This is a genomic window from candidate division WOR-3 bacterium, assembly GCA_039803925.1.
Taxonomy (GTDB): Bacteria; Hydrothermota; Hydrothermia; order Hydrothermales; family JAJRUZ01; genus JBCNVI01.
On sequence record JBDRZL010000005.1, the window covers coordinates 42,779 to 68,546 of the forward strand.

A 25,768-nucleotide genomic window follows, 5' to 3' on the forward strand; every position below is an offset into this window, starting at 1 on the left:
CCCTTTATAATGAAAAGGATTTGAACCTCATTTAATCTTTATGAATTTATAAAGAGTTTTTCCTTTTTTTATTATATAAATTCCAGAATTTTTTATATCTATCTTCCTTCCAAGAAGGTTATAAGAATTTTTTTCTTTTTTTAAGAATTCAGGTAAATATAAAAGCCCAATTCTCTTTTCTTTTTCATTTTCTCTTGAAATAAAACTTACTTCTGATATGTATGTTATATGCGGGTTAACAATACTTATCCCAAGTGGACCAAGAGAAGTGTAAAGGAATCCGTTTAAATAAAAAAGCCCCCTTGGCTCTCCAAAGAGGATTTTATATTCTGTTTCTGTAGGGTTATATGGGTCAGTTATTGAAATTTTTCTTAAACCGTAAACTTGCCCATCTGCAACTATCAGGGTATCCTGTCTTATAAATTCAACATCAAATCCAAAACCAGGTGTTGAAAAATTGCTGTAAAATTGGGGTGCTGTTATATTTGTAATATCCCATAAAGAAAGTCCACCGGTCCATCCTTCTGCAACAGCAAGTTTGCTTCCATTTATCTTTAAAGATTGTGCAAAACCATAGGAAGGAAGATTTGTTATCAAGATAATATTGTTTGTATCTGAAATATCAAAAATTTTGGTTCCTGAATTTCCATCTGCTAATAAAAGGTAATTAGGAGGATAAAATAAAACATCTTCTCCACTCCCTGATGTAGGATAATTGATAATTTCCCGTGGCTTTGTAGGGTTAGACACATTTAAAATAGAAAAACCATATCCTGGACCGTTCGCTGTGTAGAGATAAGGGAAATTTAGTGAAAGAGATTTCGCATATCCATTTACTGCTACATAACCCATCTCAACCGGTGAATATATATTTTTAATTTTAAAAACCTTAACACCCTCAAAACCATCTGCAACATAAAGTAAAGTATCTCCATATACTTCAATATCAAAAGATGTTCCTGATGTTTCAATTGAATTCATATAAAAGGGTTTTTGCTTATTCCTTACATTTAAAAAGAAAACACCACCTAATCCCGATGCCAAAACAAGGATTGAATCGGAAATTACTTTGGTTCTGTATGTAATCTGAGGAGTTGAAAAAGTATCAAGGGTAAAAAGGGTTGGATAAGAAAGGGTAATAAGACCGAGATCAAGGTCAGCTGCATAAATATAAGATCCTGATTTTGTTAGAGAAACACAGTTAGAAAAGAAGTAGCTATGGGCCAATTCATTTCCATTTGTAAAATTGTAAGTGGCAACTCCAGAGAAAGAAAGGGCAACTATTAAAGTATTTCCAAAAAGCTCAAAATTTTGTCCAAATCCAGTTGTTTGAAATCCGTATAAATATTGAGGTGTTGAAGGGTTTTGAATTCTAAAGATTTTAAAAGAATCACCTGTTAAAACAAAGAGAGAATCGTTTCTTTTATAAATATCCTGGAAAAATAGAGATGTTTTTAATTTGCTATAAACTGAAGGTGTCACAGGATTTTGTAAGTTTAATATATAAATAGTATCACCTGAAACAGCAAAACCTAAATTGGAAAATATTTCTATTCTGTTTATATAGGAGGGTAATGAATAAGTAAATAGAGTTTCAGGTGAATTTGGTGTATTCAGATTAAAAATTTTTATTTTTCCAGAAGATACACCATAACCATAAGGGAAAAGGTTTTCGTAAGACCTTATTTCATTACTTGAATAGTTTCCTATAAGTTGGGGATTATTTAGATTTTGAATATTAAAAATTCTGATTCCAAACTCACCTGAAAGAAATACTGTATCACCTATGAAGTCAATATCAAAAATTGTGCCCTCAAGACTTATTTCTTTTTTAAATTGAGGTATACCTGTCCCAAATCTGTATGTTAAAACAGTTCCACCTGAAGCAAGATATAAAAGTGTGTCTTTTTTTAAAATAAACCTTGAATTGCCAGCTGTCCAGTAAGAAATTGGAGTTATATTAAATAGAAAAAAAATTAAAATTTGCATATTTTTACCTCCTTATTAACTATCCTTTATTTTACGAAATATTAATTTTTATTTCAATTCAAAAATAGTAAAGTTTTCGTCTTTATAAATTACTTTAAGGTAAGGTATTGAAAGGAGTTTTTTGGTCAAAATCATTTTATTTTCAGTTAATATAAAATTAGGCTTATATTTTTTTATATAAGTTTCAGGATTAATTTCAAGGTTCCAGAATTTGAAAAATTCTTCAAGGAATTGTGTTTTTACACTAAGTCTTCCATCAACAGCAATTTTAAATTCAGGATAAAGAAAATATTCAACAAATCCTCCCCTGTCAGAAGGACATAATATATTTCCACCTTCCCTTTTATTTTTTAGAAATAGAGCTGCTTTTACAGGAAAGAAATTTTCATCAATAAAGATTTTCTTTTCCTGTAAAAAAATTTTTATCACTAAAAAAATGTTTATAATTAACAGAAAAATTTTCAAAAATATTTTATTTTCAAAAAAATCAAATTTTAATTTAAATTTTGATATTTTGTTAAAGTAAGAAGGAATTATAAAGGTTGAAATTGTTGCGAAAAGAGGAATGTTTCTTACATGTTTCAAAGAAAAGTAAAAGAATAGAATTATTAAAAGAGCATGATAAAATTCTTTTTTTGATGGTGAAATTAAAAATATTGTAAGTAAAAATAAAATAAAAATAAAAGAAATTATATAATAAAAATTTTTTTCAATCAGAACTGGAATAAAAATTGTCTCCCATTCTGTTATATACTTTGACCATATAACTATTTTCTCTGTAAATGCTTTGTAAATATATTCAAAATATTTAAGATGATAGGGATTGAAAATTATTATTAAAGTTATGCTTAAAATTGTGTAAATAAATAAAATTATTGTTTTTTTAAAATTTTTCTTAATCAAAAGATTTAAGATATATATAACACAAATTCCTATTGGTGCTATTATACCTGCGTGAAATAAAGAAAAAAAAGTTAAAACAGGAATAGTCAAAAAATAAATTTCTTTTTCAAGGATTATTAAAATCAAAATAGTTGATAGGTATGTAAAAATATGGGGTCTTAACATTGTTCCCCAGAAAAATAAGGTATAAATGGGTATATATATAATTAAAAAATTTAAAATAACTTGAGTTTTTCTTTTAATTAAATAAATAATTAAAAAAAATAAAAGACTTAATAAAAAATTTTTTAAAAAATACACACCTTTATCACCGAACTTTTTATAAATTAAATAAAGTAAAGATTCAAAATATAGGGAATGAGCAATCCACTCTTCTTGGGGTAAAAAGATATAATCATTTTGGGGTAATTTATGATTTTCAACAAAATATTTTCCATCCATTAAATACCAGAAAAAGTCAGGACATGCTTCAACTTTACTTGCTTTATAAACTGATAATAAAAAAATAAATGATAAAAATAAAAAGCTACCCTTTAATCGCATTCAAAAATTCATTTTTAATTTCTGATTCCTTAAAATTTCCAAGCATTTTACTTGTTATAAGTTTTGCACTTTTGTTTTTAACTCCCCTTATAACTGTGCATAAATGAATGGCATCAACAACTATTCCAAAACCTTTTGGTTCAATTTTTTTAAAAAGAAAATCAGAAATCTGGTCAGTTAACCTTTCCTGAACCTGCAACCTCTTTGAAAATACTTCAACAATTCTTGGAATTTTTGAAAGACCTATAAGTTTTTTTTCAGGAATAAAGCCTATGTGAATTTTACCAAAAAAGGGAATCAGATGATGCTCACATAAACTGGCAAAATCAATATCCTTCACAATAACCATCTGATAAGTATCTGAATAAAATAAAGCTTTTTCAACAATTTTATCTGGATTAATTCTATAGCCTTCTGTCAGTTCCATAAGCATTTTTAAAAATCTTTGAGGAGTAGCTTTAAGCCCTTCCCTTTCAGGGTTTTCACCAACAAGTTTTAAAATTTCCTTTATATAATTTTTGAATTTTTCTTCCATTGTTTGAAAAATTTTCCGCTATTTATTTATCATATTTCAATATTTATGAGTGCTAAATTAATAACCCAGTATGAAAAATTATTCATAGGTACTGCGGGAGTTCCTGAATCTGCAAAGGATTCCTCCACAGAATCAGGAATAATAAGAATAAGGGAACTTAATCTTGATTGTATGGAGGTTGAGTTTGTAAAGGGTGTCAGGATAAAAGAGGAAAGAGCAATAAAAATAAAGGAACTTGCTGAAGAAAAAAAAGTTTTTTTATCTATCCATGCTCCTTATTGGATAAATTTAAATACAAAAGAAAAGAGTAAATTTAAAAACAGTTTGAAACATATATACGATTCTGCAAAAATAGGTTATCTTATGGGTGCCTATGAGATATGTTTTCATTCCGCTTATCTCCACGGAGATGATTTAAAAAGTGTAAGAAAAAAAGTAAAAGAAGCATTATTATATATTCTTGAAAAATTAGATAAGGAAAATGTAAAGGTAAGACTTAGACCTGAAACAATGGGAAAACCAACACAATATGCAGACCTTGAAGAATTGCTTGAACTTTCCCTTGAATTTAAAGGTGAAGTTGAGCCCTGTCTTGATTTTGCACATCTTTATGCAAGGTCCCTTGGTAAGATAAATGGTTATAATGAATTTCTAAAAATTATAGAGGAATATGAAAAGGCACTGGGTAAAGATTCTTTAAAAAGAATGCATATTCATATTTCAGGAATGGAGTATGGGGAAAAAGGAGAAAAAAAACATTTAATTTTTAAAAAGTCAAAATTTAAGTATAAGGATGCATTAAAGGTTTTAAAAGAAAAAGATGTAAGAGGATTTTTAATTTGTGAGAGTCCTGTGCTTGAAAAGGATGCTTTGATTTTAAAAAGAGAGTATAAAAAAATTTAAGTTTTTATGACCTCAATTCCTTTTCTCTCTGCTGATTTTTATGCAGAAACAATTTATTCAATAAAAATTGCAGAAGGTTTATTTTTTAAGTTGAACCCTGAAGAGGGATTTTCCAATTTTCCTTCCGGTTATTTGCACCCCTTTATTTATGCTCTTTTATATTTCTTGAGCTTTAAAAACAAAGACCTTTTCATAGTCTATACATACATCTTTAATACTCTTATTTTTATCCTAACAATTTTTGTTATTAAAAATTTTTATAAAAAATTTTTCATGGAAAAAAGTAATATTCCAGTTATTCTTTTAATTTTATCTGTTCCCTTTACATTTAATTTTTATCTAACCTTAAATTTCCCCCTTTATACACTTTTCTTTTATCTTTCTCTTTACTTTCTTGATAAAAAAAAATTTTTTATTCTTTTTTATTTATTTTTAGTCCTAACAAGACCAGAGGGAATTATTCTTTTTCCTTTCTACATCTTATATAAGTTTTATAAAGATAAAAGATTTGATAATATTTTTTTTATTTTAACTTTAATTTTAATTTCCCTTTTTCCCTTTTTAATTAATAAAATTTTAACAGGTTACTTTACTACACTTGCTTTAAGGGCACAGAGTATTTTTTTTAATTATGAATTTAAGAGTGCTTTAATTACAGGTTTTAAAACTTTTTTTAAACATCTGGCAGCAATTTTTTTGGGGTTTCCAATTTTAAATATAAAAATTTCTGAATATCTTTCAAGTATAATTTATCCACCTCTTTTTCTTTTTTTTGTTATATTTTATCTCTTTAAAGAAAAAAATTTTTTAATAACATTTTTATTTATTTTATTTCTTTTAATACTTTTTCTTGATAGTTTTACAATTTTTACTGGAATTCATTTTTCGAGACACATTGCTTATTTTTATCCAGCTTTAATCTTATTTTTTTATAAGGGTTTAAAATATATAAGAAATTTTCTTCCTTATTTTTATTTTATTTATTTTCTTTTTTCTTTCTTTCCTTTTTTGAGCACTTTAAAAATTGATTTAGAGACCTCAAAAACTTTTAAAATTAATGCTTTAAAAGCAGGTTCTCTGATCCCTGATAAAAGTGAGGTTCTTCTCTATAGTGACCCTTATTTCTTTTTTTACAATATTGATAGATTAAAGATAAACTTTCTTTCTCCTTCTTTTAACCCTATATGTGCAAAAAAAATTGAAAATTTTATTGATAAAGATAAGTTAGAAAGAAAATACATTTATGTTATTAACACTTATTACAGTAATGCAGAGTATTATTATGATACTAAAGAAAGATTAATTTTAAAGAAACTAATTGATAGTATTTTTACCGATACTCTTTACAGAGAAAAAAATTTTATTTTACTTAAAAGAAAAAATTAGAGATTATAGAGAATTATCAATTATTTTTTTCATAAAATTTATTTTAAAAAGGAGGAAAAAAATTGTTTAGAGAAATTTTTTTATATTTATCCAGTAAAGACAATTTAAAAAATTACATTGAAAAGTTTCCACCTTCAAAAAAGCTTGTGGAAAGATTTGTTGCTGGTGAAAATCTTTATGATGCCGTTAATGCCATAAAAAATTTAAATTCAAAGAAAATTTCCTGTACCCTTGATAAACTGGGTGAAAGTTTAACTGATGAAGAAAAAATAAAGGTTGTAATTGATGATTATAAAAATATGTTAAAAATAATAAGGGAGGAAAATCTTGATTCTACAATTTCTATTAAATTAACTCATCTTGGACTTTTAATCTCTGAAAATTTAGCCTATCAATCTGTAAGAGAAATCGTTAAATATGCAAAGGAAATGAACAATAGAGTTTGTATTGATATGGAAAATTCACCTTTTACAGAAAAGACAATAAATATTTACGAAAAGATTTTTAAAGAATTTGGAAATGTTGGTGTTGCAATACAGAGTTATTTGAAAAGAACTCTTTCTGATTTAGAAAGGCTTTCTTCAATGGGAGCGGAAATAAGATTGTGTAAAGGAGCATATAAAGAGCCAAGGGAAATTGCCTATCAGAAAAAAAGGGATGTTGATGAAAATTATAAAAAAGCGCTTTTAATACTTTTTTCAAAGGAATCAATTGAAAAAGGGACATACCCCTGTGTTGCTACTCATGATGAAAAACTTATTAATTTCACTTATGAACTTGTTAAGAAGAATAATATTTCTCCTCTTAAATTTGAATTTCAGATGTTATATGGAATAAGAAGGGATTTGCAGGAAAAAATTGTAAGAGACGGTTTTAAAGTAAGGGTTTATGTGCCTTTTGGAAAGGATTGGTTCCCTTATTTTATGAGGAGACTTGGAGAAAGACCCGCAAATTTATTTTTTGTTGTAAAAAATATATTTAAGTCATGATTATATTTTTATTTTCCTTTTATTTTTATACCAATTTACTTTTTCCCATTTCAAAACCAAATGAAAAACCTGGAATTGGGAGGGAATTTGTTTTTATATATGGAATAAAAAAATTTAATTTTTATTTTGATTATTCTGAAATTGAAGTTTCATCAGGGACAGATATTTTTGTTAAAAATTATGAAGCAGGCTTTTATATTAAATTTTTAATTAAAAATCTGATAAATATTTCCCTTCATCCCGGTTTTGTTTATGGTGTAAAAGAGAAAAAAAATCTAACTGAAAAAGGTTACTTTTCTTCCTTTAATTTTTTAATAACTTTAAAAAGGGAAATTTTTCCATTTCTGGGAATGAAGTCATTTTATGATGGGAAAACTTTTTTAAATTATTTGAAATTAGGTTTATTTTTTGAATTTTGATGAGGAGTTTAAAAAAATTTTTAAGAAAATTATTTTTAAGAATATTTAAGCTAAATCCAGAAAAAAAATTTATTTCTTTGCCTTTAAGTCTTAAAAACTTTGATAAAGTAATAGTTATACATGATGGTGAAGAAAAAGAAATTGAAAAAATTTTAGAGGAAATGAATTTTAAAAACTATTTTGTAATAAAATTAGATAAAAAAAATGAGGATTTGTTTCTTGAAAAGATAACAAAAAAAACTTTAGTAATAGATTTATGTAAAGTTTCACAGAATATTTTTCTAAAATATCTTTCCAAAGATTTTCCTGTTTTAGGTATAAGAAGGGATTTAACCATTTCCCTTCCCGGTAGAGATTATCATAATTTTTTTGAGAATTTTTTGAAAATTCAGGGTCTTTAATTTTTTTAATTTTTAAGTTATAATAAATATTTGATTTTGAAATGAAAAAAATAATAGAGAAAGATATTTTGGTTAATAAAAAGGCAAAATCTGATTATGAAATTTTTGATACCTATATATGTGGAATTGTTTTAAAGGGAGCTGAGGTGAAGTCTTTAAGAGATGGAAGGGCTTCTATAAAGGATGCTTATGTAAAAATTGAAAATGGGGAAGCCTATATATATAAATTTCATATTTCACCCTATCCACCTGCTTTTAAATTTTTCCCTGATCCTGAGAGAAAAAAGAAACTTTTACTTACAAAAAGAGAGATTAAAAGGTTGATTGGTAAATGGAAGGAAAAAGGACTTGTTTTAATCCCTTTAAGGGTTTTTTTTAAAGGAAAATGGGCTAAAATAGAAATAGCGCTTGCGAGAAAGAAGAGAAAATATGAGAAAAAGGAATTGATTAAAAAGAGGGAAATGGAAAGAGAATTGAAAAGGGAGATGTTAAGGTGATTCTTTTAATATTTATAAATATACTTTTAAACCCACCCGAAATAGTTCAAAAAAAGGATACAGTTTATATTACCTTTGATGTAAAAGGTCCTCTTAAATACGAAAAATCTTTAAAGGAACAAAAATTAGAAATTAAAATAAGGGATATAGATTCTGTTTTTCCCTTTTCTTCAAAATTGAGTAATCCAATTTTAAAGGGTATTGAAATAAAAAAAATTGAAGGTGATGCTTTGATTCTTCTTGAATTAAGTTTCCTTTGTAAAAATTATAGAATAGAGAACAAAAGAGATTATTTTAGATTAACTTTAAGGGGGAATGTTCCTGATAGTTTATTTAAGGCTGAGGAAAAAAGAGAAAAAACTAAGCCAATTACTGAAAATAAAAAAATGAGAGCTATAAAAAGAATTGTAATAGACCCTGGTCATGGAGGAAGAGATTATGGAGCAGTAAGTAAAAAAGGAACAAAGGAAAAGGATATTAATTTAAAGGTAGCAAAATTTTTAAGAGAGGAACTTAAAAAAGAGGGTTTTGAGGTTTTTCTGACAAGGGAAGAAGACACCTTTATAACTCTTTCTGATAGAACAAAATTCGCCAATAAAATAGGTGCTGATCTTTTTATTTCTCTTCACTGTAATGCTTCACCGAGAGTTACTGAAACCTCAAATGGAGTTGAAGTTTATTTTCTTTCTGAAGCAAAGACTGACTGGGAAAGAGCTGTTGCTGCTCTTGAAAATGCTTCTTTGAAATACGAGTATCCTAATGAAAAGGTTCCGGATGGTATTATTGAGGCTATTCTTATGGATATGGCTCAAACTGAATATTTGTATGAATCCCAGAAACTTGCAGAGGTATTGCAGAAATCAATTTCCAAGGAATTGAATATACAAGATAGGGGTGTCAAGCAGGCAGGTTTTTATGTATTGAATGGATGTTATTCACCTGCTGTTCTTGTTGAGATGGGTTTTATAACAACACCTTCTGATGAAAAACTTTTAAAAGATGAGAAATATCAGAAAAATCTTACAAAGGCAATAGTCCAGGGTGTAAAAAAATTTAAAGAGTGGTTTGAAAAAACTTCCAATTTTACTCAATAATTTTAAATGGAAACAGAAAAAACTTTAATTTTCAAGTTAAAAAAAGAGGAAATTTCTCCTCTTATTGAAAGGATCTCAAAAGAGTATCAGAAAAATGTAAAAATTCAGGGTTTCAGGCCTGGAAAGGCTCCTATTGAAATTGTAAAGGCAAAATATAAAAAGGAAATAGAGGAAGATAGTTTAGAGGAATATATAAGGGAAAAAGTTTTAGAGGAAGTAAAAAAAGAGAATTCAAAACTTGCTTCACCTATTTATATAAAGGATAAAAAGATTTCTGGTGATGAATTTGAAATTACTGTTTCTTTTGAAATTCTTCCTTCTTTTGATGTTAGAGGATTTGAAAATATCAAAGTTGAAAAAAGGATTAGAAGAGCTTCACCTGATGAAATAGAAAAAAGGTTAAAGAAGTACCAGGAGTCTCTTGCTGAGTTAAGGGATAAAGAGGAAGGAGTAAAGGAAGGTGATTTTATTGTATTAAAATATAATGTTAATGATATTTCAGGCAGAGAGGTTTTAAAGGACAAAACGGAATCTTTTAGGTTTATAAGGGGAAATATTCCAGAGGAATTTTATAGAGAGATTGAAGGTAAAAAGAGAGGAGAACATTTTAAGGTAGCAAGAAACGAAAAAAACGGAACCTTTATATACGAGGGGAATATTCTTTCTGTTAAAGAAGTAATACTACCGCCTATTGACGATGAATTTGCAAGGATGTTTGAAATGGAAAGTCTTGAGGATTTTAAGAAGAAAATCGGGGAGGAAATTGCTGAAGATTTAAAAAGAGAAGCTGAAGAAGAGTTTGAAAATAAAATACTTGAAGAACTTTCAAGGATAAATAAAGTTCCTGTTCCAAGATATTATGTAGAGGAGGAATTAAGAGGAATTATTTCAAGGTATGGATTGAAGGAAGAAGAAGTGAATGAGAGATTTGAGGAATTTTATAAAGTTGCTGAGGAAAAGATTAGAAGAAGATTACTTCTTGAAAGGCTTGCAGAGCAGCTTAAAATTGAGGTAAAAAAAGAAGAGATAGAGGAAGAGATAAAGAGACTTGCAAGAGATTACAGAATGGATTTCGAAGTTCTTAAAAAAAGACTTGAAGAAAGAAACGTTCTTATAGAGATTGAATATTCAATTAAAAGAAAAAGAGCTATGGAGTTTTTAAAAAATAATGTTAAAATGGAGGTGATAATAGAATGAAAAACCAAACAATACCATTTGTTATAGAGCAAACAGGAAGATATGAAAGGGCATACGATATTTATTCCCGTCTTTTAAAGGATAGGATTGTTTTTCTTGGTATGCCTATAGATGACCAGGTGGCAAATCTTGTAATTGCTCAGCTTCTTTATCTTGAAGCAGAAAATCCAAAGAAAGATATATATCTTTACATAAATTCTCCGGGTGGTTATATAACATCTGGTCTTGCCATTTATGATACAATTCAGTATATAAGGCCTGATGTTAATACAATATGCATAGGAATGGCGGCAAGTATGGCAGCAGTTTTACTTGCAGCAGGAACAAAAGGTAAAAGGTATGCATTACCCCACTCAAGAATTATGATTCATCAGCCTTTTGGTGGAGTTCAGGGACAGGCAATTGATATTAAAATTCATGCAGAGGAAATAATGAGGATGAGGGATATGTTAAATGAAATTCTTGCAAAACATACAGGCCAGCCAAAGGAAAAAATAGAAAAGGATACTGATAGAAATTATTTTATGTCACCACAGGAAGCACTTAATTATGGTCTTGTAGATGAGATTATAACTTCAAGAAAAGAACTAAAATGAGGGAGAAGAGGTTAATTCCAGGGAAAGAAATTAGGTGTTCTTTCTGTGGAAGAGCAGAGGCACAGGCAAGAAGGCTCTTTTCAGGGGCAGGTGCTTTTATTTGTGATGACTGTGTTAAATTCTGTTATGAATTAATGTTTGAGGAGGAAAAGGATAGAAAACTAAAGACAGATTTTTATTTTTCAATACCGAGTCCACAAGAAATAAAAAGAGAACTTGATAAATATGTTGTAGGGCATGAAAGGGCAAAGAAGATTTTATCTGTTTCTGTTTATCAGCACTATAAGAGGATAGTTTTGAATGATAAAAATATTGAAAAGAGTAATGTTCTTTTAATAGGACCAACAGGAACAGGTAAAACTCTTCTTGCAAAAACACTTGCAAAAATTCTTTCTGTTCCTTTTGCTCATGTTGATGCAACTCCTTTAACAGAGGCTGGTTATGTTGGGGAGGATGTAGAAAATATTCTTTTGAGATTATTGCAGGCAGCAGATTTTGAAATAAGAAAAGCAGAAAGGGGTATTATTTATATTGATGAGATAGATAAAATTGCAAGAAAAGGAGATTCACCTTCAATAACAAGGGATGTTGGAGGTGAAGGTGTTCAGCAGGCTCTTTTGAGAATTCTTGAAGGGACAATTGCAAATGTTCCACCTCAGGGAGGTAGAAAACACCCTGAGCAGGCTTTTATTCCAATGGATACTACGGGTATTCTATTTATATGTGGAGGAACATTTGTTGGACTTGAGAAAATAATTGAAAATAGAAAGTTAAAAAGTTCGCTTGGTTTTATTAAGAAGGATGAACACAGTGAAAGGTATTTTGATATTCTTCCTGATGATATAATTGAATACGGTTTTATTCCTGAATTTGTTGGAAGGTTACCTCTTATTGTAACTCTTGACGAGCTCACAGAGGATGAGCTTTATAGGATTCTTGATGAACCTGAGAATGCTATTTTAAAGCAGTATGAAAAGATTTTTGAGAGTGAAGGTATAAAACTAATTTTTAAGGAAGGTTTAAAGAGAGAAATAGCAAGGAGAGCAAAAAAACTTGGTATGGGTGCAAGGGGTTTAAGGATTTTTATTGAGAATCTTTTATTTGATGCTATATATAGATTGCCTTCTTTTAGGGGAAAATATAAGTATTGTATAGTGGATGAAAGTTCTTTTGATACAAAAAAAGTTAAATTTACAAATAAAATAAATTTTTAATTTCAGATTAAGTTCTTTAAATTATGGAAATAAAGCCAGTTTATCTTATGCAGCCAATACCATATTTTGGAGAAGAGCTTGATTATCAAAATTTTATATGTGAGCCTAAAATAGATGGGTGGAGAATGCAAGTTTTAAGGTATTTAAACGGAAAAATTGAGTTCTGGGGGAGAAGACTTGAAAAAATTCCAAACTGGACTTATAGACTTAATTATCTTATTGAAATTGCTGAAAAGTTTTTACCTCCTGGCACAATACTTGATAGTGAACTTTATGATGAAAGGGGGAGAAGGTTTATTCCTTCATTATTTACAAAAAAGGGTGGAAAGCCGATCATTTATGTGTTTGATATTTTATTTTATAAGGGTGAAAAAGTTTATGAGAGGAAATTGATGGAAAGGAAGAAAATTCTTGAAAGTATAAATTTTTTACCTCCCTTTAAATTGATTGAATATAAAAAAATAATTAGTAAAGATGATATTTTTAATTTTTTAAAAGAGGCAAAGGAAAAAGGTAATGAAGGTATAATATTAAAACACATAAAGTCAAAATATATAATTTTAGAAGAAGGTCCTTCTTCAACAGAATTCTGGATAAAAATTAAATAATAGCAATTTGAAAAATTTTAAGAGATAAATTAACATGTTATAATCTGAAAGAAATAGAAAAAATATATGATAAGATAGAGGCTAAAAAGATTAAGATTATATAGTTTTATGAAAAATATGATATGGAGAAAGGTTAAAGTAGAGGAGGAATTAAATATAGGTTACCATTTTTTTGAAAATTTTCAGCTGGGAAGTCACACTTTTTAAGGTATAAAGTAAAAGCATTTTTAGAATATTATTTCTATTATGCCTAATATATCCTTCACCCTTAATTTTCAAAAAACAAAGGCTTTATAATTTTATGGTAGCCGCACCCTTCAGGGTGCGAAAAAATTCGCAATCAAATTTTCTGAAAAATAGACAACAAAGCAACAGAAATGCTTTTGGATTTAAAAAAATTGCGGTATATTTATGGAAGAAAAATTAAAAACATTTTGTCGTAGGCCCCCTTGTAATCTTATTGAGCAAGAAAAATTCAATATTGTATAGTATTCTGCAGATATTTGAATTTTTCGTTTATTTTTTTTATAATTTAAAATATGAAAATAATAACTATTCCAAAGGTATTAAGGGAAAAACTTGGGGATGATGGAGTTGATGCATTAATTGAGCTTTTAAATGCTTCTAATGAAAAACTGAAAATTGATTTAATTGAGTTACAGACTGAAAAATATGAAAGGAGACTTGCTGAAGAAACAGCAAAGATTGATAAAAGGATAACTGAAGAAACAGCAAAGATTGATAAAAGGATAACTGAAGAAACTGCAAGACTTGATAAAAGAATTACTGAAGAAACTGCAAGACTTGATAAAAGAATTACTGAGGAGATTTCAAAATTAAGAGCTGAATTTAATGAAAAAATTTCAAAAACTTATGCGAACATAATAAAATGGATGTTTATATTCTGGGTAGGACAGATAAGTGTTATGACTTTAATATTTTTTTCCTTTTTAAAATTTATTAGATAATGATAAAAAGGAAAATTGAGGCGAAATGCGAAGGATTTTATGAGAAAATGCTTATGTTGAGAGATTTAAAGAGGACTATATAATAACATTTTGTATGTAGTAGGCACTCCTAAAAATTTATTGAACCAGAAAAATTTAATATTGTTATGGTATTCTACAACAATCGAAAAAGTATTTTTTCTCCCTTTTGATTTCTTGCTTTTAAAAAAAATTAAATCTAAGGCGAGCATTAAAATATGATATAGTTATAAAATATCAAGGGATAAAAAAAATTTTTACTTCAGCAATATTTCTTTATTTCAAAAATACAAATTTTTTTCTTATTTTATTTTGTGATATTTTGCCCTCTATAAAATAAGTACCCGAAGGAATTTTTTTATCTAATTTTATTCTGATTTTGCCAGGGGGATAGAAGCCCTTTATTAAATAATCAATTTTTCTTCCTGAAACATCAACAATGCTAAGTTCAACAAAACTTTTTGTAATACCGCCTAATCTTTTAATACCTTTTTCCTCTTGAATATTTAATACAAAATAAATTTTTCCATCTTCGTATACGATTATCATATCACCCGGTTTTACATCATATTTGGCAAGACTATCAATACTATATCCTATTTTGAGAGGGAAAAGAACCACTCTATCATTATATGTATCAGTTACATAAAGGAATTTTTTATCTATTGATAAACCCTTGGGCTGTTTTAAACCATTTTCTAATTTCTTTCCATAAATGTTTAATAAAACATTTCCGAATTTATCAAACTTCTGAATTCTGTTATTATGCTGATCTGAGACATAAAGGGAACTATCCATGTCTATTACAATATCGTAAGGATGAGAGAATTCACCTCGCTCTACGCCTTCCTTTCCTATTGTTTTTTTAAATTTTCCATTAATATTAAAAACTTCTACTCTGTTATTCTGTCTGTTTGCAATGTATATTAAAGTATCAAGAATGAAAATGCCGTGGGGCTGGTTAAGTTTTCCAGTTGTATCTCCATATTCACCAAATGATCTTATATAATTACCCTGCTGATCAAAAACATTTATTCTGTGGTGATGTATATCCGAAACATAGATATTTCCATTTTTATCAAAAGAAACACCACCAGTTTGGTTAAATATATGTGGGCCACCGAATTCAAAAAGGTAATTGCCTTTTAAATCAAAAATTTCAATTCTTGAATTATTTCTATCAGATACAAAGAGTTTATTTTTGTAATAAGATATGAAATCGGGCTGTATGAATTCACCTTTATTTTTTCCGTGTTTTCCAAATGTTAAAATAAAATTACCATATTTATTGAATTTCTGAACTCTGTCATTTTGAGAGTCAGCAATATATATGAATTGAGAATCAACTGCTAAATCACATGGGAGTCTTAATTGTGAAGGATTAAGTCCTTTTTCACCAATTTTAAGCACTGGTTTTGGTTCACCAGCATATATAAGGACCTCATCGGTAGAAATGTTGTTGGAAAAATCACTTGCTATAAGAATGATTTTATATAATCCTTCTTCAACTGAGTCAGCATTAAAAATTGCAAGTGGTTCATTTATTTTTTCTTGTGTTCCAAATGATGCATAAACTAAAGAATCCTTAGTATTTTTTATCCATATGTAATAGTATTTTAGATAGGAATTATCCTTTACTCTTCCGCATATTTTTATTTTTCCATTTACAAATGTGCTATCAGGAGGTGATATAATTTTACATTCAGGGGGTATGTTATCAGTTATTTCTCCTATCTGAAAAGCCATTATTCCTGATTTTGGACCCCATTTTTCCGCTGCAAACAGTTTATCTTTATAAATATGGATTCCTGTTAAATAGTTAAATTTCCCCAGTCCTATTCCATTTTCTCCATATGTCCATACAGTATCACTTAAATCAGGATAAAATTTAATTATTTTATCGTGTCTAACTGATGCATACACAAATCCTGCATCATCAACATCAATCATAAAAGGAAGCCCCTGCCTTTTACCTATTCTTCTTCTTTTTTCAAAAAAATTGAAGGAATTTATAATTTTTTTTACACCTGATGAGTCTTTAAACATTACAATTCTCCCATTTCCCGGGTCAGATACATATATTATATTATTATTTACACCGTTTTCCTTTCCCACAACAACATCCTGTGGTGCTACAAAAAATAACATTTTTCCCCATCTCCTTGGAGATCCGCATACATATCCATATTTTCCAAAGGAATCAACAACTATTCCATCATATGTGAATTTAAATATTTTTCTTTTAGACATATCAGTTACAAAAAGTTTATCATCTTCCTGAATTTCTGGTGTTCCATTATCAGAGTAATCAATACCCCAGGGTGTTATTAATATACCTTCCCCAAAAGTTTTAAGGAAATAAGGAACCGGTATTTTAATTTTTCCCCAGGATACAGGGATTTCTAAAATTTTTATTTCCCACATTGATATTCTTCCATTTCCAGGGTCAGATATATAAAAATAGGGGAATTTACCGTCAATGTCTATATTTCCTTTAAACTGGTGGGGCTGTGTTCCAAATTCTCCAAACCATCCAATATCTTCCGCTCCTTCAAAAGTGAAGCAGATTCTTACTTTATAATCTGTTACAAAAATCATTTTCCCTGCTGGTGTTTCAATTACACAGATATTATAGTGGAGAAAAAAGAATTCACATCCTTTATAAATCTGGCAAGCAATTTCCTTGCAGAATTTGTCAATTCTCTGTGGCTCTGTAACAAGTGGAATGGGAGTAAGTTTTGCTTGTGGATTTTTTAATATTTTTAAATAGTCCTTATTTTCAGTAAAGAGAGGAGATTTAATTAATGGGTAAGGAGTAAGGGATATTTTATTGATATGGAATTTTTTCAATTCATAAGGTAAAATATCATTTTTTTTATTTCCTGCAAGGAATATAAAATAAAAATAAAAGATTCATTTTGCCTTTCTTATTTTACCCCATATTTTTATTGCATTTTTTCTTTCCATTTCAAGAATCGGGTTATCTGAATATTTCTTCTCAATATAATCGTAAACAATTTTACTTTTTTCATCTTCCATATCACGAAGGTAGCCGTAAGTCAATAAAGTATACTGTGATTTTGGATAATAAGTAAATAATGTATCAAGTATTGAAATAATCTCATTTATTCTTCTTTCCTTTATATAAATTTGGGAAAGTTTATAATAAAAAAGGGGAAGAAATTCTTTTTTTCTGTATTTTTTTATAAACTCCCTTAAATCCGATTCTGAGTATTTAAAGTATCCTTTACCTTCTATCCATAGACCAAAGGAAAGTATTCTAACAATCTTACTAAGTTCAGGATCTTCTATACTTTTAAACCTTATAGTATCGTTTACCTCATACTCTAAATCCTCAACATGAAATCCCCAGTATGAAAGATTTTTATCTTCTGTTTTTAAAATAATTCTTTTAAAGTAGTATGTTTTTTTAAAATTAAAAACGAGATCTTTGGAACTCCCAAAAACGAAAACAGAATCCTTAGGCATTAAAGTGAATTTAAAGTCATTCACCCACTTCCAGGCTCCGGCAGATTTTTCATTAGGTTTGGGCATGAAGGGTCTAAAATAGTAAATAGATGGATCAAAAACAATTTTTCCATCTTCATCATAGATATCTAACCATATACAGGTAAAGTTTGGAAGGGGTAAGTAAGACCACATCCACGGCAAAAATATGGTAACAGGATTTTCGGAGATATTCTTTAATACAGCGTAGAAGAGTATTTCTTCTTCTTTATAATACTCTTTTTTTCTTTCAAAAATTCCCCCTCTTAGAGAGAGGGAATGATTTAATAAGGTGAATAAAAGTAAAAAATTTATCATTCATCATCCTCCCTTTTTCCTTATAGCTGTGTCAAGTTTTGCAGTATCAAACCTTGGATATATCAAAAAAGAAGTGTATGGTGTATCTAAAATTTTAGGTAAACTTACATCAACAGTATTAGTGTGATCCCTTAATGGAGCTCCTATTATGTGCCAAACACCATTTCCTGGACCTTGCTCTGTCCCTTCTTTTTTCGTTTCACAAAAATAAAAAATCATAATAGTATAAATAATAAATACCATTTTATTAAATCCTGAACCCCTCATAATAAATTATACTTTTTTTTCAAAAAAATCAAGTTTCTATAAAACAGAGCAAAATTAAGACCTTACTTTCTCCTTTTTTCAAACTTTTTTAATTGTTTTTTAAAAAATTCATTTTCGGGTTCTTTTTCAAGGGCTTTTTTTTCCCAGTAAATTGCCTTCTCATAATCACCTGCTGCAAAATATGCCTCTGCTAAGGTATCCATTATATTCGGGTCATCTGGATCAAGTTCTAATGCCCTTTTAGCAGCCTCTATCGTCTCCTCAGGAAAAACCTTTCTCAAAGCAAATTCCCAGGCAAGAGAATTGTAAACTTCAGGAGATTTAATATCACTTTTTAATGCCTTCTTTAGGAGTTCATGTGCTCTTTCAAGAAAAATCCTTTCCTTTTTCTTTTCTTCCTTAGAAAGTCTTAAATAAGCAGGAGCAAGAAAAACAAACTGCCACATTTCATACTGCCTTTTAAGTTCCTTAACTGGCTCAGGATTATCAACAACTTTTAAATCAAGGAGCCTATCGTCAACACCCTCATATCCACCCCTTTTCCTTACAACATACAAAGCAGCAGACTGTTTACCTCTTTTATCTCCTCCTTTTGCTTCACCAGCCTCAAGAGCTAAAAGAAGCCTTTCAGCAAGTGGTAACCCCTTTGTGTTTTCAAAAACAATGAGCATTGTATCAATAACTTTTTCACTTACAAGAATATTTCCCTGAACAGCAACATACATTTTATTTTTGTGACCTGCCCAGAATATTGTTGATTTACCTGTAAAAGAAGCAGAATTTCCCCATCTATCAACAATTCCAACCTGTCTATCTTGGGGTGAAGTATCTCTTTCAAGAATTATTTTTAAAACTTCATCAGCTTTTTTACCTTTTCTTAAAAGTTCAAGTGCCCATGGACCAAAATAGGGATTTACAAGGGCCTGGGTAGCAACAGCACCTACATTTGCCTCAAGCCATGGCACAATATACCCTACATCAAAAACTCTTGAAGCAACAGCAACTCCCCATTCCTCTGTCTCAGGATCCATAGCCACAATTGAAAAAGTATTTGTTTCTCCCTTTATAGAAAAAATAAGTAAAATTAAAAGTTTCATATTTTATATCTTCCTTTAAAGAATTTTAAAAAAATTATTTTCCTATTTCCCCTTCACCGAAAAGTGCAATTTTGAGTATTTCGTAAGATAAAAGAGCACATTTCATTCTTACAGGAGAAAGTTCAATTCCAAGGCTTTTTAAATGTTCATCTTTTGTATAATTTTTCAGTTCTTCAATTTTTTTGCCTTTTATATATTCTGTAAGAATAGAAGCAGCAGCTTGAGAAATTGCACAACCCCTTCCTTTAAACTTTACATCCTCAATAACACCATCTTTTATCTTAAACTGCATTTTTATTTCATCACCACAGAAAGGGTTCCCCCCCTCATAAACTATATCAGGATTTACCATTTCTCCATAATTCCTGGGGTTTTTATAATGGTCAAGTATAATTTCGTAAATTTCTTCAATCATTTTTTAATTTTAAACCTTTTCATAAAAATTTTTCATTTCATTTATTATACTTCTCGCTATAACAATTTTCTGTATTTCACTTGTTCCTTCATAAATCTCTGTAACCTTTGCAGCCCTAAATAATCTCTGAACATCATGTTCCCTTGAATAACCAAGAGACCCATGAATCTGAAGAGCTTTATCAGTAACCCACATTGCTGTTTCTGATCCGTAAAGTTTAGCCATTGATGACCACTCAGAAAATTTCTCTCCCTTCTGTTTTAAATAGGCTGCTTTATAAGTTAAAAGCCTTGCTGCCTCAATCCTTGTTCTCATTTCAGCAAGATAAAACTGAATTGCTTGATGCTCATAAAGTTTTTTCCCGAAGGTTTCCCTCTCAAAGGAAAATTTTACTGCATGTTCAAAAGCACCCTGTGCAATTCCAACTGCCTGAGCCGCTATCCCTATTCTTCCAGCATCTAAAACACTCATCGCAATTTTAAAACCCTCTCCTTCATTACCGAGCCTCATATCTTCAGGAATTACATAATCCTCAAAGGTTAATTCACAGGAGTAAGCTGCCCTTATACCGAGTTTTTTTTCAGGTGGTGATTTTATAATTCCCTTTTTTTCAGTATCTACAATAAAACATGTTATCCCGTGATGTTTTTTTTCAGGTTCAGTAACAGCAAAAAGCAAAATATATTTAGCATGAGAACCATTTGTAACCCATACTTTTTTCCCATTTATTACATATTCATTTCCTTTTTTTATTGCTCTTGTTTTTAAATTTGAAGCATCACTTCCTGCATGAGGTTCAGTTAAGGAAAAGGCTCCAATTCTTTCGCCTTTTGCTATGATAGGTAAAATTTTCCTTTTCTGTTCCTCTGTTCCAAATTTATAAATTCCATAACAGAAAAGGGAATTATTAACTGACATAATAACACCATGAGAAGGACAAACCCTTGATATTTCCTCAACAGCAATTGCATAGGATATTGAATCCATACCAGCACCACCGTATTCTTCCGGTATTTCCATTCCCATTAATCCCAGTTCCCCCATTTTTTTTATATTTTCTTCTGGAAAAATTTCTTCTTCATCAATCTTATTAGCAATTGGTTCTATCTCATTTTTAACAAAGTCTCTAACCATATCCCTTATCATTTTATGTTCTTCTTTAAGTTCAAAATCCATATTAATTGGTTTTTTTAGAAAGGAATAGAACCTTTAAAAATTTAATTATATTGATTTAAGAGGTCCAGAATAAAATTTTCTTTTTTAAAATTTTTCTTTTTATTTTATTTATATTGGCTTTTGTTATTAAATAACCCTTTTCAACAAATTCATCTATTTTATCAAAATCAGCCCAGGATAAATTCTGTGTATCAAAGGTAATAAGAAAATCGGATTCTTTAATTTCTCTTTCTTCAAAATAAACCCTGTGAAACTGTAAAATTCTCTGATAGAATTCATAACCACCTCTAAAATCTTTTCTGGTTTCAATTTCATTTTTAACTCTTGAAGTTATTATAAATCTTGGATTATATAATTTTTTCAAAAAATATACCGGTGAATTTGAGATTACACCACCATCAACTAAAATTCTTCCTTCCTTTTTAAGGGGAGGTAAAAATCCAGGTATTGCTGAAGTTGCAATTACCGCATCTTTTACTAATCCTTCATTTATATAAACATATTCTCCTTTAACAAGATCAAAGGCAGTAACAAAAGTTTTTAGTTTTAAATCTTCAAACCTTAAATCCCCAAAAATTTCTTCTGCTGCTTCATAGGTTTCTTTTAAAGGAATAACTGATTCTGACAAAAAAGCTTTAGCAAGATTTATTCTTTCCACTATGGCATCGTGTATTCTCTTAAAAATATTTTTTTCCTCTCTTGTAAAAACATCAAAACCAAGTTTTTTTAGAATTCCCCTTTCAATGCTTTCTTTTATTTTATCATAAACAAATTTCCAGGAAAGTTTATAGGAGTAAAGAATTCCTATAATTCCTCCAATACTTGTTCCCCCAATACATTCTGGTTTTATACCCTCTTCCTCCATTGCTTTTAAAAAACCAATATGAACTAAACCCCTTGCACCACCTCCAGAGAGAGAAAAGGAAAAAAAAGGTCTTTTTGAAAAAATTTTTCTCATTTTTGTTTATTATTATAAGTTTAAAAAAATTTGAAATAAATAAAAAAATAAGATATAATAAAACTCTGAAACTTTAATTTTGAAAATATTTGGTCAAAAGGAGGTAAAAAATGCGAGTTAAAAGTGGACCAAAAACAAGGAGAAGACATAAAAAAATAAGGGAAATGGCAAAAGGTTATTACGGACAAAAAAGTAAAACCTTTAGAAAGGCTAATGAGGCAGTTTTGAAATCCCTAAGATATGCTTACAGACACAGAAAGGAGAAAAAGAGAGAATTTAGGAGACTTTGGATAGCAAGGATAAATGCAGCCTGTAGAAATCTTGGTGTTAAATACAATGAATTTGTTCACAATTTAAAAGAAAAGGGTATATTATTAAATAGAAAGATGTTAGCCTATCTTGCAGTTAATGAACCAGAAAGTTTTAAAGAAATTGTTGAAAAAGCTATGGCAAGTTAATGGAAATTGAGAAACTCAAAGAAGAAGTTAAAAGAAATTTAGAAAAGGTAAAAAATAAAGAGGATTTAGAAGAAATAAGAATTAAATATCTTGGCAGAAAGGGAATTCTAAAAGAATCCTTTGACAAACTAAAAGATATTGAGCCTGAAAAAAGAAAAGAATTGGGAAAATTATTAAATGAAGTAAAAGAGTTTCTTGAAAGGGAAATAGAGTTAAGAAAAAAAGAATTTGAGATTAAAAGGAAAAAAGATATAGACCCGACTTTACCTGGTTTATTAAAAAAGAGAGGTTTTTTACATATTTTAAAAGAGGAGATTAAAAGAATAGAGGAAATTTTTGTTGGACTTTCCTTTGAAGTAGAAACCGGTCCTGAGATTGAGTCTGAATTTAATAATTTTGAAGCATTAAACATTCCGGAATGGCATCCTGCAAGGGATATGCAGGCAACCCTTTTTCTTGAAAGAAAAGGATTTTTACTAAGAACCCACACTTCACCAATTCAAATAAGGGTAATGTTAAGAAAAAAACCACCAATTAGAATAATAGCCCCAGGTAGGGTCTATAGACGTGATAACTTTGATGCTTCCCATTCTCCTGTATTCCATCAGGTGGAAGGGCTTTACATTAATAAAAATGTAAGTTTTTCAAATTTAAAAGGAACAGTTGAGCTATTTCTGAAAGAATATTTTGAAAAGAAGGATCTTGAAATAAAATTTGAACCATCTTACTTTCCTTTTACAGAACCTTCTGCTGAAGTTTCTATATTATGGGATACAGGTGAAGGAAAAAGATTTCTTGAAATTGCAGGCTGCGGAATGGTTCACCCCAATGTTTTAAAAAATTGTAACATTAATCCTGAAGAGTGGAATGGATATGCTTTTGGAATGGGAGTTGAAAGACTTGTTATGGTTAAATACAAAATACCTGATATAAGACTTTTTTATGAAAATGAAAGAAGTTTTCTAAAACAATTTTCAATATGAAGGTAACATATAACTGGTTAAAAGAATATGTTGATTTAAATATTTCCCCAAAGGAGCTTTTAGAAATTTTTGGAAAACTCGGAATGCCTGTTGAAGAATTCACTGATTTTAGAAAAGGAAAAGAAAATTTAATGGTAGCAGTAATTGAAGATATTGAAAGGCATAAAAAGAAAGATAATCTTTTTGTTTTAAATCTAAGAACAAAAAAGGGAAACTTTAAGACTATTTCAGGAGCTCCTTTCCTTGAAAAAGGTAAAAAAGTTATCTTTGCTCCAAAAGGAACTATCCTGAAAGATTACATTGTTGAAGAAAAAGTTATAAGAGGAGAAGAATCTCTTGGCACAATTGTTTCAGAGGAGGAACTATCCCTTGCTGATAAAAGTGAAACAGTTATTTTTCTTGATGAAAAGATAAGTTTAGAAGATGACCCTTTAGAGATTCTTGGATTAAATGATTACATTTATGAGCTTGAAATTTACCCTAATAGACCTGATTTACTTTCTGTAATTGGAATTGCAAGGGATATTTCTGCGTATTTGAATCTTGAATTAAAAATACCTGAAATTAAGAAGATTAAAGAAGAGGAAATAGATTTTAAAATTGAAATTGAAGAAAATGCTCCATGTGATAGATATGTGGGTTTAATTATTAAGGATATAAAAGTAAAGGAAAGTTCTTCAAAAATTAAATACAGGTTAAATTTATGTGGAATAAGAGCAATAAATTCAGTTGTTGATGCTACAAACTATGTGATGCTTGAAACAGGTCATCCCTTACATGCCTTTGATTTAAATAAGATTAGAGAAAAAATTATAGTAAGAAATGCTAAAAAGGGAGAGAAAATTTTATGTCTTGATTCAAAATTGAGGGAACTGGATGATGAGGTTATGGTTATTGCTGATAGAGAAAAGCCCCTTGCAATTGCAGGTGTAATAGGTGGTGAAGAATCAGGAGTAAGGGAAGATACAAGAGATATTTTATGTGAGAGTGCCTTTTTTGAAAAGATAAATATAAGAAAAACAGGTAAAAAACTTAACATTCAGACAGAATCCTCTTACAGGTTTGAAAGGGGTGCTGATTTTGAAATGGTTTATTACGCAGCTTGCAGATTAAGAGATTTAATTCTTGAAACATCAGGTGGTATTCCCTTTAAACCTATTGATGTTATAAAAAATGAATATAAAAAGAAAAAAGTTTTTTTAAAAGAAGAAAAATTGAAAAGAATTCTTGGGAACGAGTTTTCTCTTGAAAAATCAAAAGAAATTCTTGAAAGGCTCTATATAAAATCTAATTTAAATAATGGTATTTTAGAGGCAGAGATACCAAGTTTCAGAAGGGATATTGAAATTGAAGAAGATTTGATAGAAGAGGTTGCAAGAATTTATGGTTATGAGAATTTTAAATCAGAGGCAGAAGAAGTTTCTTCTTTTATAGGAAAAAGAGATGTTACAGAGGATAGGATAAGGGAGCATTTTAAGGGTGAGGGATTTCTTGAATGTGTCAATATTTCTTTAATTGAAGAAAAGGAGGCAAATTTATTTTCTGAAAAATATTTAAAAATAAAGAATCCCCTTTCTGAAAGATTTTCTGTTTTAAGATCATCACTTTTGCCTTCTCTTCTTTTTTCCTTAAAAAACAATTTAAGAAAAAATGAGAAAATTCAAAAACTATTTGAAATAGGTAAGGTTTTTTATGAAGATTATAGTGAAGAAAAGAAACTTGGTTTACTTTTAGCAGATGTTAAGGAGGAAAATTGGTTAAAAAGTAAAGAAGTTGAACCCTATTTTGAATTAAAGGGAATTTTAGAAAGTTTTTTTGAGAATTTTGAGGACAGTTTATATTTTGTTGAGGAGAATTTTTCCTTTTTTGAGTATGGGGCAAAAATTATAATAGATGATAAAGAAATAGGTTTTATAGGAGAGGTAAAAGAGGAAATTTTAAAATATTATGATTTAAAAGTTCAGAGTGTTTATTCTGAAATTTCCCTTGATAAAATAAAATTAAAAGATACTTTAGTTTTTAAACCACTTTTCTTATATCCTTCTCTTTCAAGGGATCTTTCTTTTGTTGGTTCAGAGGAAATAAGAGCTCAGGAATTAATTAAGGCTTTAAAGGAGTTAAAAAGAGAAACTTTAATTGAAAAGTTTGTTCTTTTTGATGTTTATAAAGGGAAACCCTTAAAAGAAGGAGAGAAAAATTTTACATTCAGAGTATTTTTTAGAAGTATGGATAAAACTCTTTCTGAAAGGGATGTGGACAAAGAGGTAGAAAAAATAGTAAAATATATAGAAGAAAAAACAGGATATAGGTTAAGGGGATAGGGTTCTAT

Annotated in this window: 25 protein-coding genes; 15 read left to right on the forward strand and 10 right to left on the reverse strand. The window is 29.0% G+C overall.

Features of this window, described 5'->3' with window-relative positions; all coding sequences use genetic code 11:
- Positions 1-27 precede the first annotated feature (27 nt).
- The 3 genes from ABIN17_03730 to folE are packed head-to-tail and all read right to left on the reverse strand — an operon-like array spanning position 28 to position 3,970.
- On the reverse strand, positions 28-1,989 hold the full coding sequence (locus ABIN17_03730) for a hypothetical protein (protein ID MEO0284168.1): 1,962 nt from the start codon (positions 1,987-1,989) through the stop codon (positions 28-30).
- A gap of 48 nt (positions 1,990-2,037) precedes the next feature.
- Positions 2,038-3,435: a hypothetical protein gene (locus ABIN17_03735; protein ID MEO0284169.1), complete on the reverse strand. Its 1,398-nt coding sequence runs from the start codon at positions 3,433-3,435 to the stop codon at positions 2,038-2,040.
- On the reverse strand, positions 3,419-3,970 hold the full coding sequence (folE, locus tag ABIN17_03740; GenBank protein MEO0284170.1) for a GTP cyclohydrolase I FolE: 552 nt from the start codon (positions 3,968-3,970) through the stop codon (positions 3,419-3,421). The genes ABIN17_03735 and folE overlap by 17 nt, the downstream gene beginning before the upstream one ends.
- Before the next feature lie 3 nt (positions 3,971-3,973).
- Between folE and ABIN17_03745 the strand changes: the two genes are divergently transcribed.
- From ABIN17_03745 to ABIN17_03800, 12 genes are all read left to right on the forward strand, one after another.
- The gene (locus tag ABIN17_03745; GenBank protein MEO0284171.1) at positions 3,974-4,873 is read left to right on the forward strand and encodes a TIM barrel protein; all 900 of its coding nucleotides are present in this window, start codon (positions 3,974-3,976) and stop codon (positions 4,871-4,873) included.
- Positions 4,874-4,879: 6 nt separating this feature from the next.
- Positions 4,880-6,259, forward strand: a complete 1,380-nt coding sequence (locus ABIN17_03750; protein ID MEO0284172.1) for a hypothetical protein — start codon at positions 4,880-4,882, stop codon at positions 6,257-6,259.
- 62 nt (positions 6,260-6,321) lie between these two features.
- On the forward strand, positions 6,322-7,248 hold the full coding sequence (locus ABIN17_03755; protein ID MEO0284173.1) for a proline dehydrogenase family protein: 927 nt from the start codon (positions 6,322-6,324) through the stop codon (positions 7,246-7,248).
- Positions 7,245-7,667 (forward strand): hypothetical protein, encoded by a 423-nt coding sequence (locus tag ABIN17_03760; GenBank protein ID MEO0284174.1) that lies wholly within the window; start codon positions 7,245-7,247, stop codon positions 7,665-7,667. The genes ABIN17_03755 and ABIN17_03760 overlap by 4 nt, the downstream gene beginning before the upstream one ends.
- Positions 7,667-8,068, forward strand: coding sequence for a hypothetical protein (locus ABIN17_03765; protein MEO0284175.1), 402 nt, complete (start codon positions 7,667-7,669; stop codon positions 8,066-8,068). Before ABIN17_03760 ends, ABIN17_03765 begins: the two co-directional genes overlap by 1 nt.
- A 41-nt stretch (positions 8,069-8,109) precedes the next feature.
- Positions 8,110-8,565: an SsrA-binding protein SmpB gene (smpB, locus tag ABIN17_03770; protein MEO0284176.1), complete on the forward strand. Its 456-nt coding sequence runs from the start codon at positions 8,110-8,112 to the stop codon at positions 8,563-8,565.
- Positions 8,562-9,659, forward strand: coding sequence for an N-acetylmuramoyl-L-alanine amidase (locus ABIN17_03775; protein MEO0284177.1), 1,098 nt, complete (start codon positions 8,562-8,564; stop codon positions 9,657-9,659). Before smpB ends, ABIN17_03775 begins: the two co-directional genes overlap by 4 nt.
- Positions 9,660-9,665: 6 nt before the next feature.
- Positions 9,666-10,856, forward strand: coding sequence for a trigger factor (tig, locus tag ABIN17_03780; GenBank protein MEO0284178.1), 1,191 nt, complete (start codon positions 9,666-9,668; stop codon positions 10,854-10,856).
- Complete coding sequence (gene clpP / locus ABIN17_03785; GenBank protein ID MEO0284179.1) at positions 10,853-11,452, forward strand: ATP-dependent Clp endopeptidase proteolytic subunit ClpP; 600 nt, start codon at positions 10,853-10,855, stop codon at positions 11,450-11,452. The genes tig and clpP overlap by 4 nt, the downstream gene beginning before the upstream one ends.
- The gene (gene clpX, locus ABIN17_03790) at positions 11,449-12,666 is read left to right on the forward strand and encodes an ATP-dependent Clp protease ATP-binding subunit ClpX (GenBank protein ID MEO0284180.1); all 1,218 of its coding nucleotides are present in this window, start codon (positions 11,449-11,451) and stop codon (positions 12,664-12,666) included. Before clpP ends, clpX begins: the two co-directional genes overlap by 4 nt.
- A 23-nt stretch (positions 12,667-12,689) precedes the next feature.
- Entirely contained in the window at positions 12,690-13,274 is a 585-nt protein-coding gene (locus tag ABIN17_03795) for a hypothetical protein (GenBank protein MEO0284181.1), read from the forward strand.
- A 539-nt stretch (positions 13,275-13,813) separates the two neighbouring features.
- Positions 13,814-14,242 (forward strand): hypothetical protein, encoded by a 429-nt coding sequence (locus ABIN17_03800; protein MEO0284182.1) that lies wholly within the window; start codon positions 13,814-13,816, stop codon positions 14,240-14,242.
- Between the two features lie 294 nt (positions 14,243-14,536).
- Here the strand turns inward: ABIN17_03800 and ABIN17_03805 are convergent, their stop codons facing one another.
- The 7 genes from ABIN17_03805 to ABIN17_03835 form a co-directional block, all read right to left on the reverse strand.
- Positions 14,537-17,110 (reverse strand): NHL repeat-containing protein, encoded by a 2,574-nt coding sequence (locus tag ABIN17_03805; GenBank protein MEO0284183.1) that lies wholly within the window; start codon positions 17,108-17,110, stop codon positions 14,537-14,539.
- Positions 17,111-17,173: 63 nt separating this feature from the next.
- The gene (locus tag ABIN17_03810; GenBank protein MEO0284184.1) at positions 17,174-18,085 is read right to left on the reverse strand and encodes a hypothetical protein; all 912 of its coding nucleotides are present in this window, start codon (positions 18,083-18,085) and stop codon (positions 17,174-17,176) included.
- A 3-nt stretch (positions 18,086-18,088) separates the two neighbouring features.
- Positions 18,089-18,328: a hypothetical protein gene (locus ABIN17_03815; GenBank protein ID MEO0284185.1), complete on the reverse strand. Its 240-nt coding sequence runs from the start codon at positions 18,326-18,328 to the stop codon at positions 18,089-18,091.
- A gap of 86 nt (positions 18,329-18,414) precedes the next feature.
- Complete coding sequence (locus ABIN17_03820; protein MEO0284186.1) at positions 18,415-19,449, reverse strand: DUF1028 domain-containing protein; 1,035 nt, start codon at positions 19,447-19,449, stop codon at positions 18,415-18,417.
- Between the two features lie 34 nt (positions 19,450-19,483).
- Entirely contained in the window at positions 19,484-19,864 is a 381-nt protein-coding gene (gene sufU, locus ABIN17_03825; GenBank protein MEO0284187.1) for a Fe-S cluster assembly sulfur transfer protein SufU, read from the reverse strand.
- 9 nt (positions 19,865-19,873) lie between these two features.
- Positions 19,874-21,040 carry an acyl-CoA dehydrogenase gene (locus ABIN17_03830; GenBank protein ID MEO0284188.1) on the reverse strand — a complete coding sequence of 389 codons (1,167 nt, stop codon included), beginning with the start codon at positions 21,038-21,040 and terminating at the stop codon, positions 19,874-19,876.
- A gap of 55 nt (positions 21,041-21,095) precedes the next feature.
- Positions 21,096-21,998 carry a patatin-like phospholipase family protein gene (locus ABIN17_03835; GenBank protein MEO0284189.1) on the reverse strand — a complete coding sequence of 301 codons (903 nt, stop codon included), beginning with the start codon at positions 21,996-21,998 and terminating at the stop codon, positions 21,096-21,098.
- Between the two features lie 110 nt (positions 21,999-22,108).
- On the opposite strand from ABIN17_03835, the gene rplT reads away from it, so the two are divergent.
- From rplT to pheT, 3 genes are read left to right on the forward strand one after another with little or no spacing between them, the layout of a single operon-like run.
- Entirely contained in the window at positions 22,109-22,456 is a 348-nt protein-coding gene (gene rplT, locus ABIN17_03840) for a 50S ribosomal protein L20 (GenBank protein ID MEO0284190.1), read from the forward strand.
- A complete protein-coding gene (gene pheS / locus ABIN17_03845; GenBank protein ID MEO0284191.1) occupies positions 22,456-23,439 on the forward strand; it encodes a phenylalanine--tRNA ligase subunit alpha in 984 nt (327 codons plus the stop codon). The genes rplT and pheS overlap by 1 nt, the downstream gene beginning before the upstream one ends.
- Entirely contained in the window at positions 23,436-25,760 is a 2,325-nt protein-coding gene (pheT, locus tag ABIN17_03850; GenBank protein ID MEO0284192.1) for a phenylalanine--tRNA ligase subunit beta, read from the forward strand. Before pheS ends, pheT begins: the two co-directional genes overlap by 4 nt.
- Positions 25,761-25,768 lie beyond the last annotated feature (8 nt).

Bases quoted from the DNA above. Each gene is read 5' to 3' on its own strand.
- ABIN17_03730 (MEO0284168.1), bottom strand. From the start codon at position 1,989: ATGCAAATTTTAATTTTTTTTCTATTTAATATAACTCCAATTTCTTAC.
- clpP (MEO0284179.1), top strand. From the start codon at position 10,853: ATGAAAAACCAAACAATACCATTTGTTATAGAGCAAACAGGAAGATAT.
- ABIN17_03830 (MEO0284188.1), bottom strand. From the start codon at position 21,040: ATGGATTTTGAACTTAAAGAAGAACATAAAATGATAAGGGATATGGTT.
- pheS (MEO0284191.1), top strand. From the start codon at position 22,456: ATGGAAATTGAGAAACTCAAAGAAGAAGTTAAAAGAAATTTAGAAAAG.
- ABIN17_03820 (MEO0284186.1), bottom strand. From the start codon at position 19,449: ATGAAACTTTTAATTTTACTTATTTTTTCTATAAAGGGAGAAACAAAT.
- ABIN17_03735 (MEO0284169.1), bottom strand. From the start codon at position 3,435: ATGCGATTAAAGGGTAGCTTTTTATTTTTATCATTTATTTTTTTATTA.
- ABIN17_03800 (MEO0284182.1), top strand. From the start codon at position 13,814: ATGAAAATAATAACTATTCCAAAGGTATTAAGGGAAAAACTTGGGGAT.
- ABIN17_03810 (MEO0284184.1), bottom strand. From the start codon at position 18,085: ATGATAAATTTTTTACTTTTATTCACCTTATTAAATCATTCCCTCTCT.
- rplT (MEO0284190.1), top strand. From the start codon at position 22,109: ATGCGAGTTAAAAGTGGACCAAAAACAAGGAGAAGACATAAAAAAATA.
- tig (MEO0284178.1), top strand. From the start codon at position 9,666: ATGGAAACAGAAAAAACTTTAATTTTCAAGTTAAAAAAAGAGGAAATT.
- smpB (MEO0284176.1), top strand. From the start codon at position 8,110: ATGAAAAAAATAATAGAGAAAGATATTTTGGTTAATAAAAAGGCAAAA.
- ABIN17_03760 (MEO0284174.1), top strand. From the start codon at position 7,245: ATGATTATATTTTTATTTTCCTTTTATTTTTATACCAATTTACTTTTT.
- ABIN17_03835 (MEO0284189.1), bottom strand. From the start codon at position 21,998: ATGAGAAAAATTTTTTCAAAAAGACCTTTTTTTTCCTTTTCTCTCTCT.
- sufU (MEO0284187.1), bottom strand. From the start codon at position 19,864: ATGATTGAAGAAATTTACGAAATTATACTTGACCATTATAAAAACCCC.
- pheT (MEO0284192.1), top strand. From the start codon at position 23,436: ATGAAGGTAACATATAACTGGTTAAAAGAATATGTTGATTTAAATATT.
- ABIN17_03815 (MEO0284185.1), bottom strand. From the start codon at position 18,328: ATGGTATTTATTATTTATACTATTATGATTTTTTATTTTTGTGAAACG.
- folE (MEO0284170.1), bottom strand. From the start codon at position 3,970: ATGGAAGAAAAATTCAAAAATTATATAAAGGAAATTTTAAAACTTGTT.
- ABIN17_03750 (MEO0284172.1), top strand. From the start codon at position 4,880: ATGACCTCAATTCCTTTTCTCTCTGCTGATTTTTATGCAGAAACAATT.
- ABIN17_03795 (MEO0284181.1), top strand. From the start codon at position 12,690: ATGGAAATAAAGCCAGTTTATCTTATGCAGCCAATACCATATTTTGGA.
- clpX (MEO0284180.1), top strand. From the start codon at position 11,449: ATGAGGGAGAAGAGGTTAATTCCAGGGAAAGAAATTAGGTGTTCTTTC.
- ABIN17_03765 (MEO0284175.1), top strand. From the start codon at position 7,667: ATGAGGAGTTTAAAAAAATTTTTAAGAAAATTATTTTTAAGAATATTT.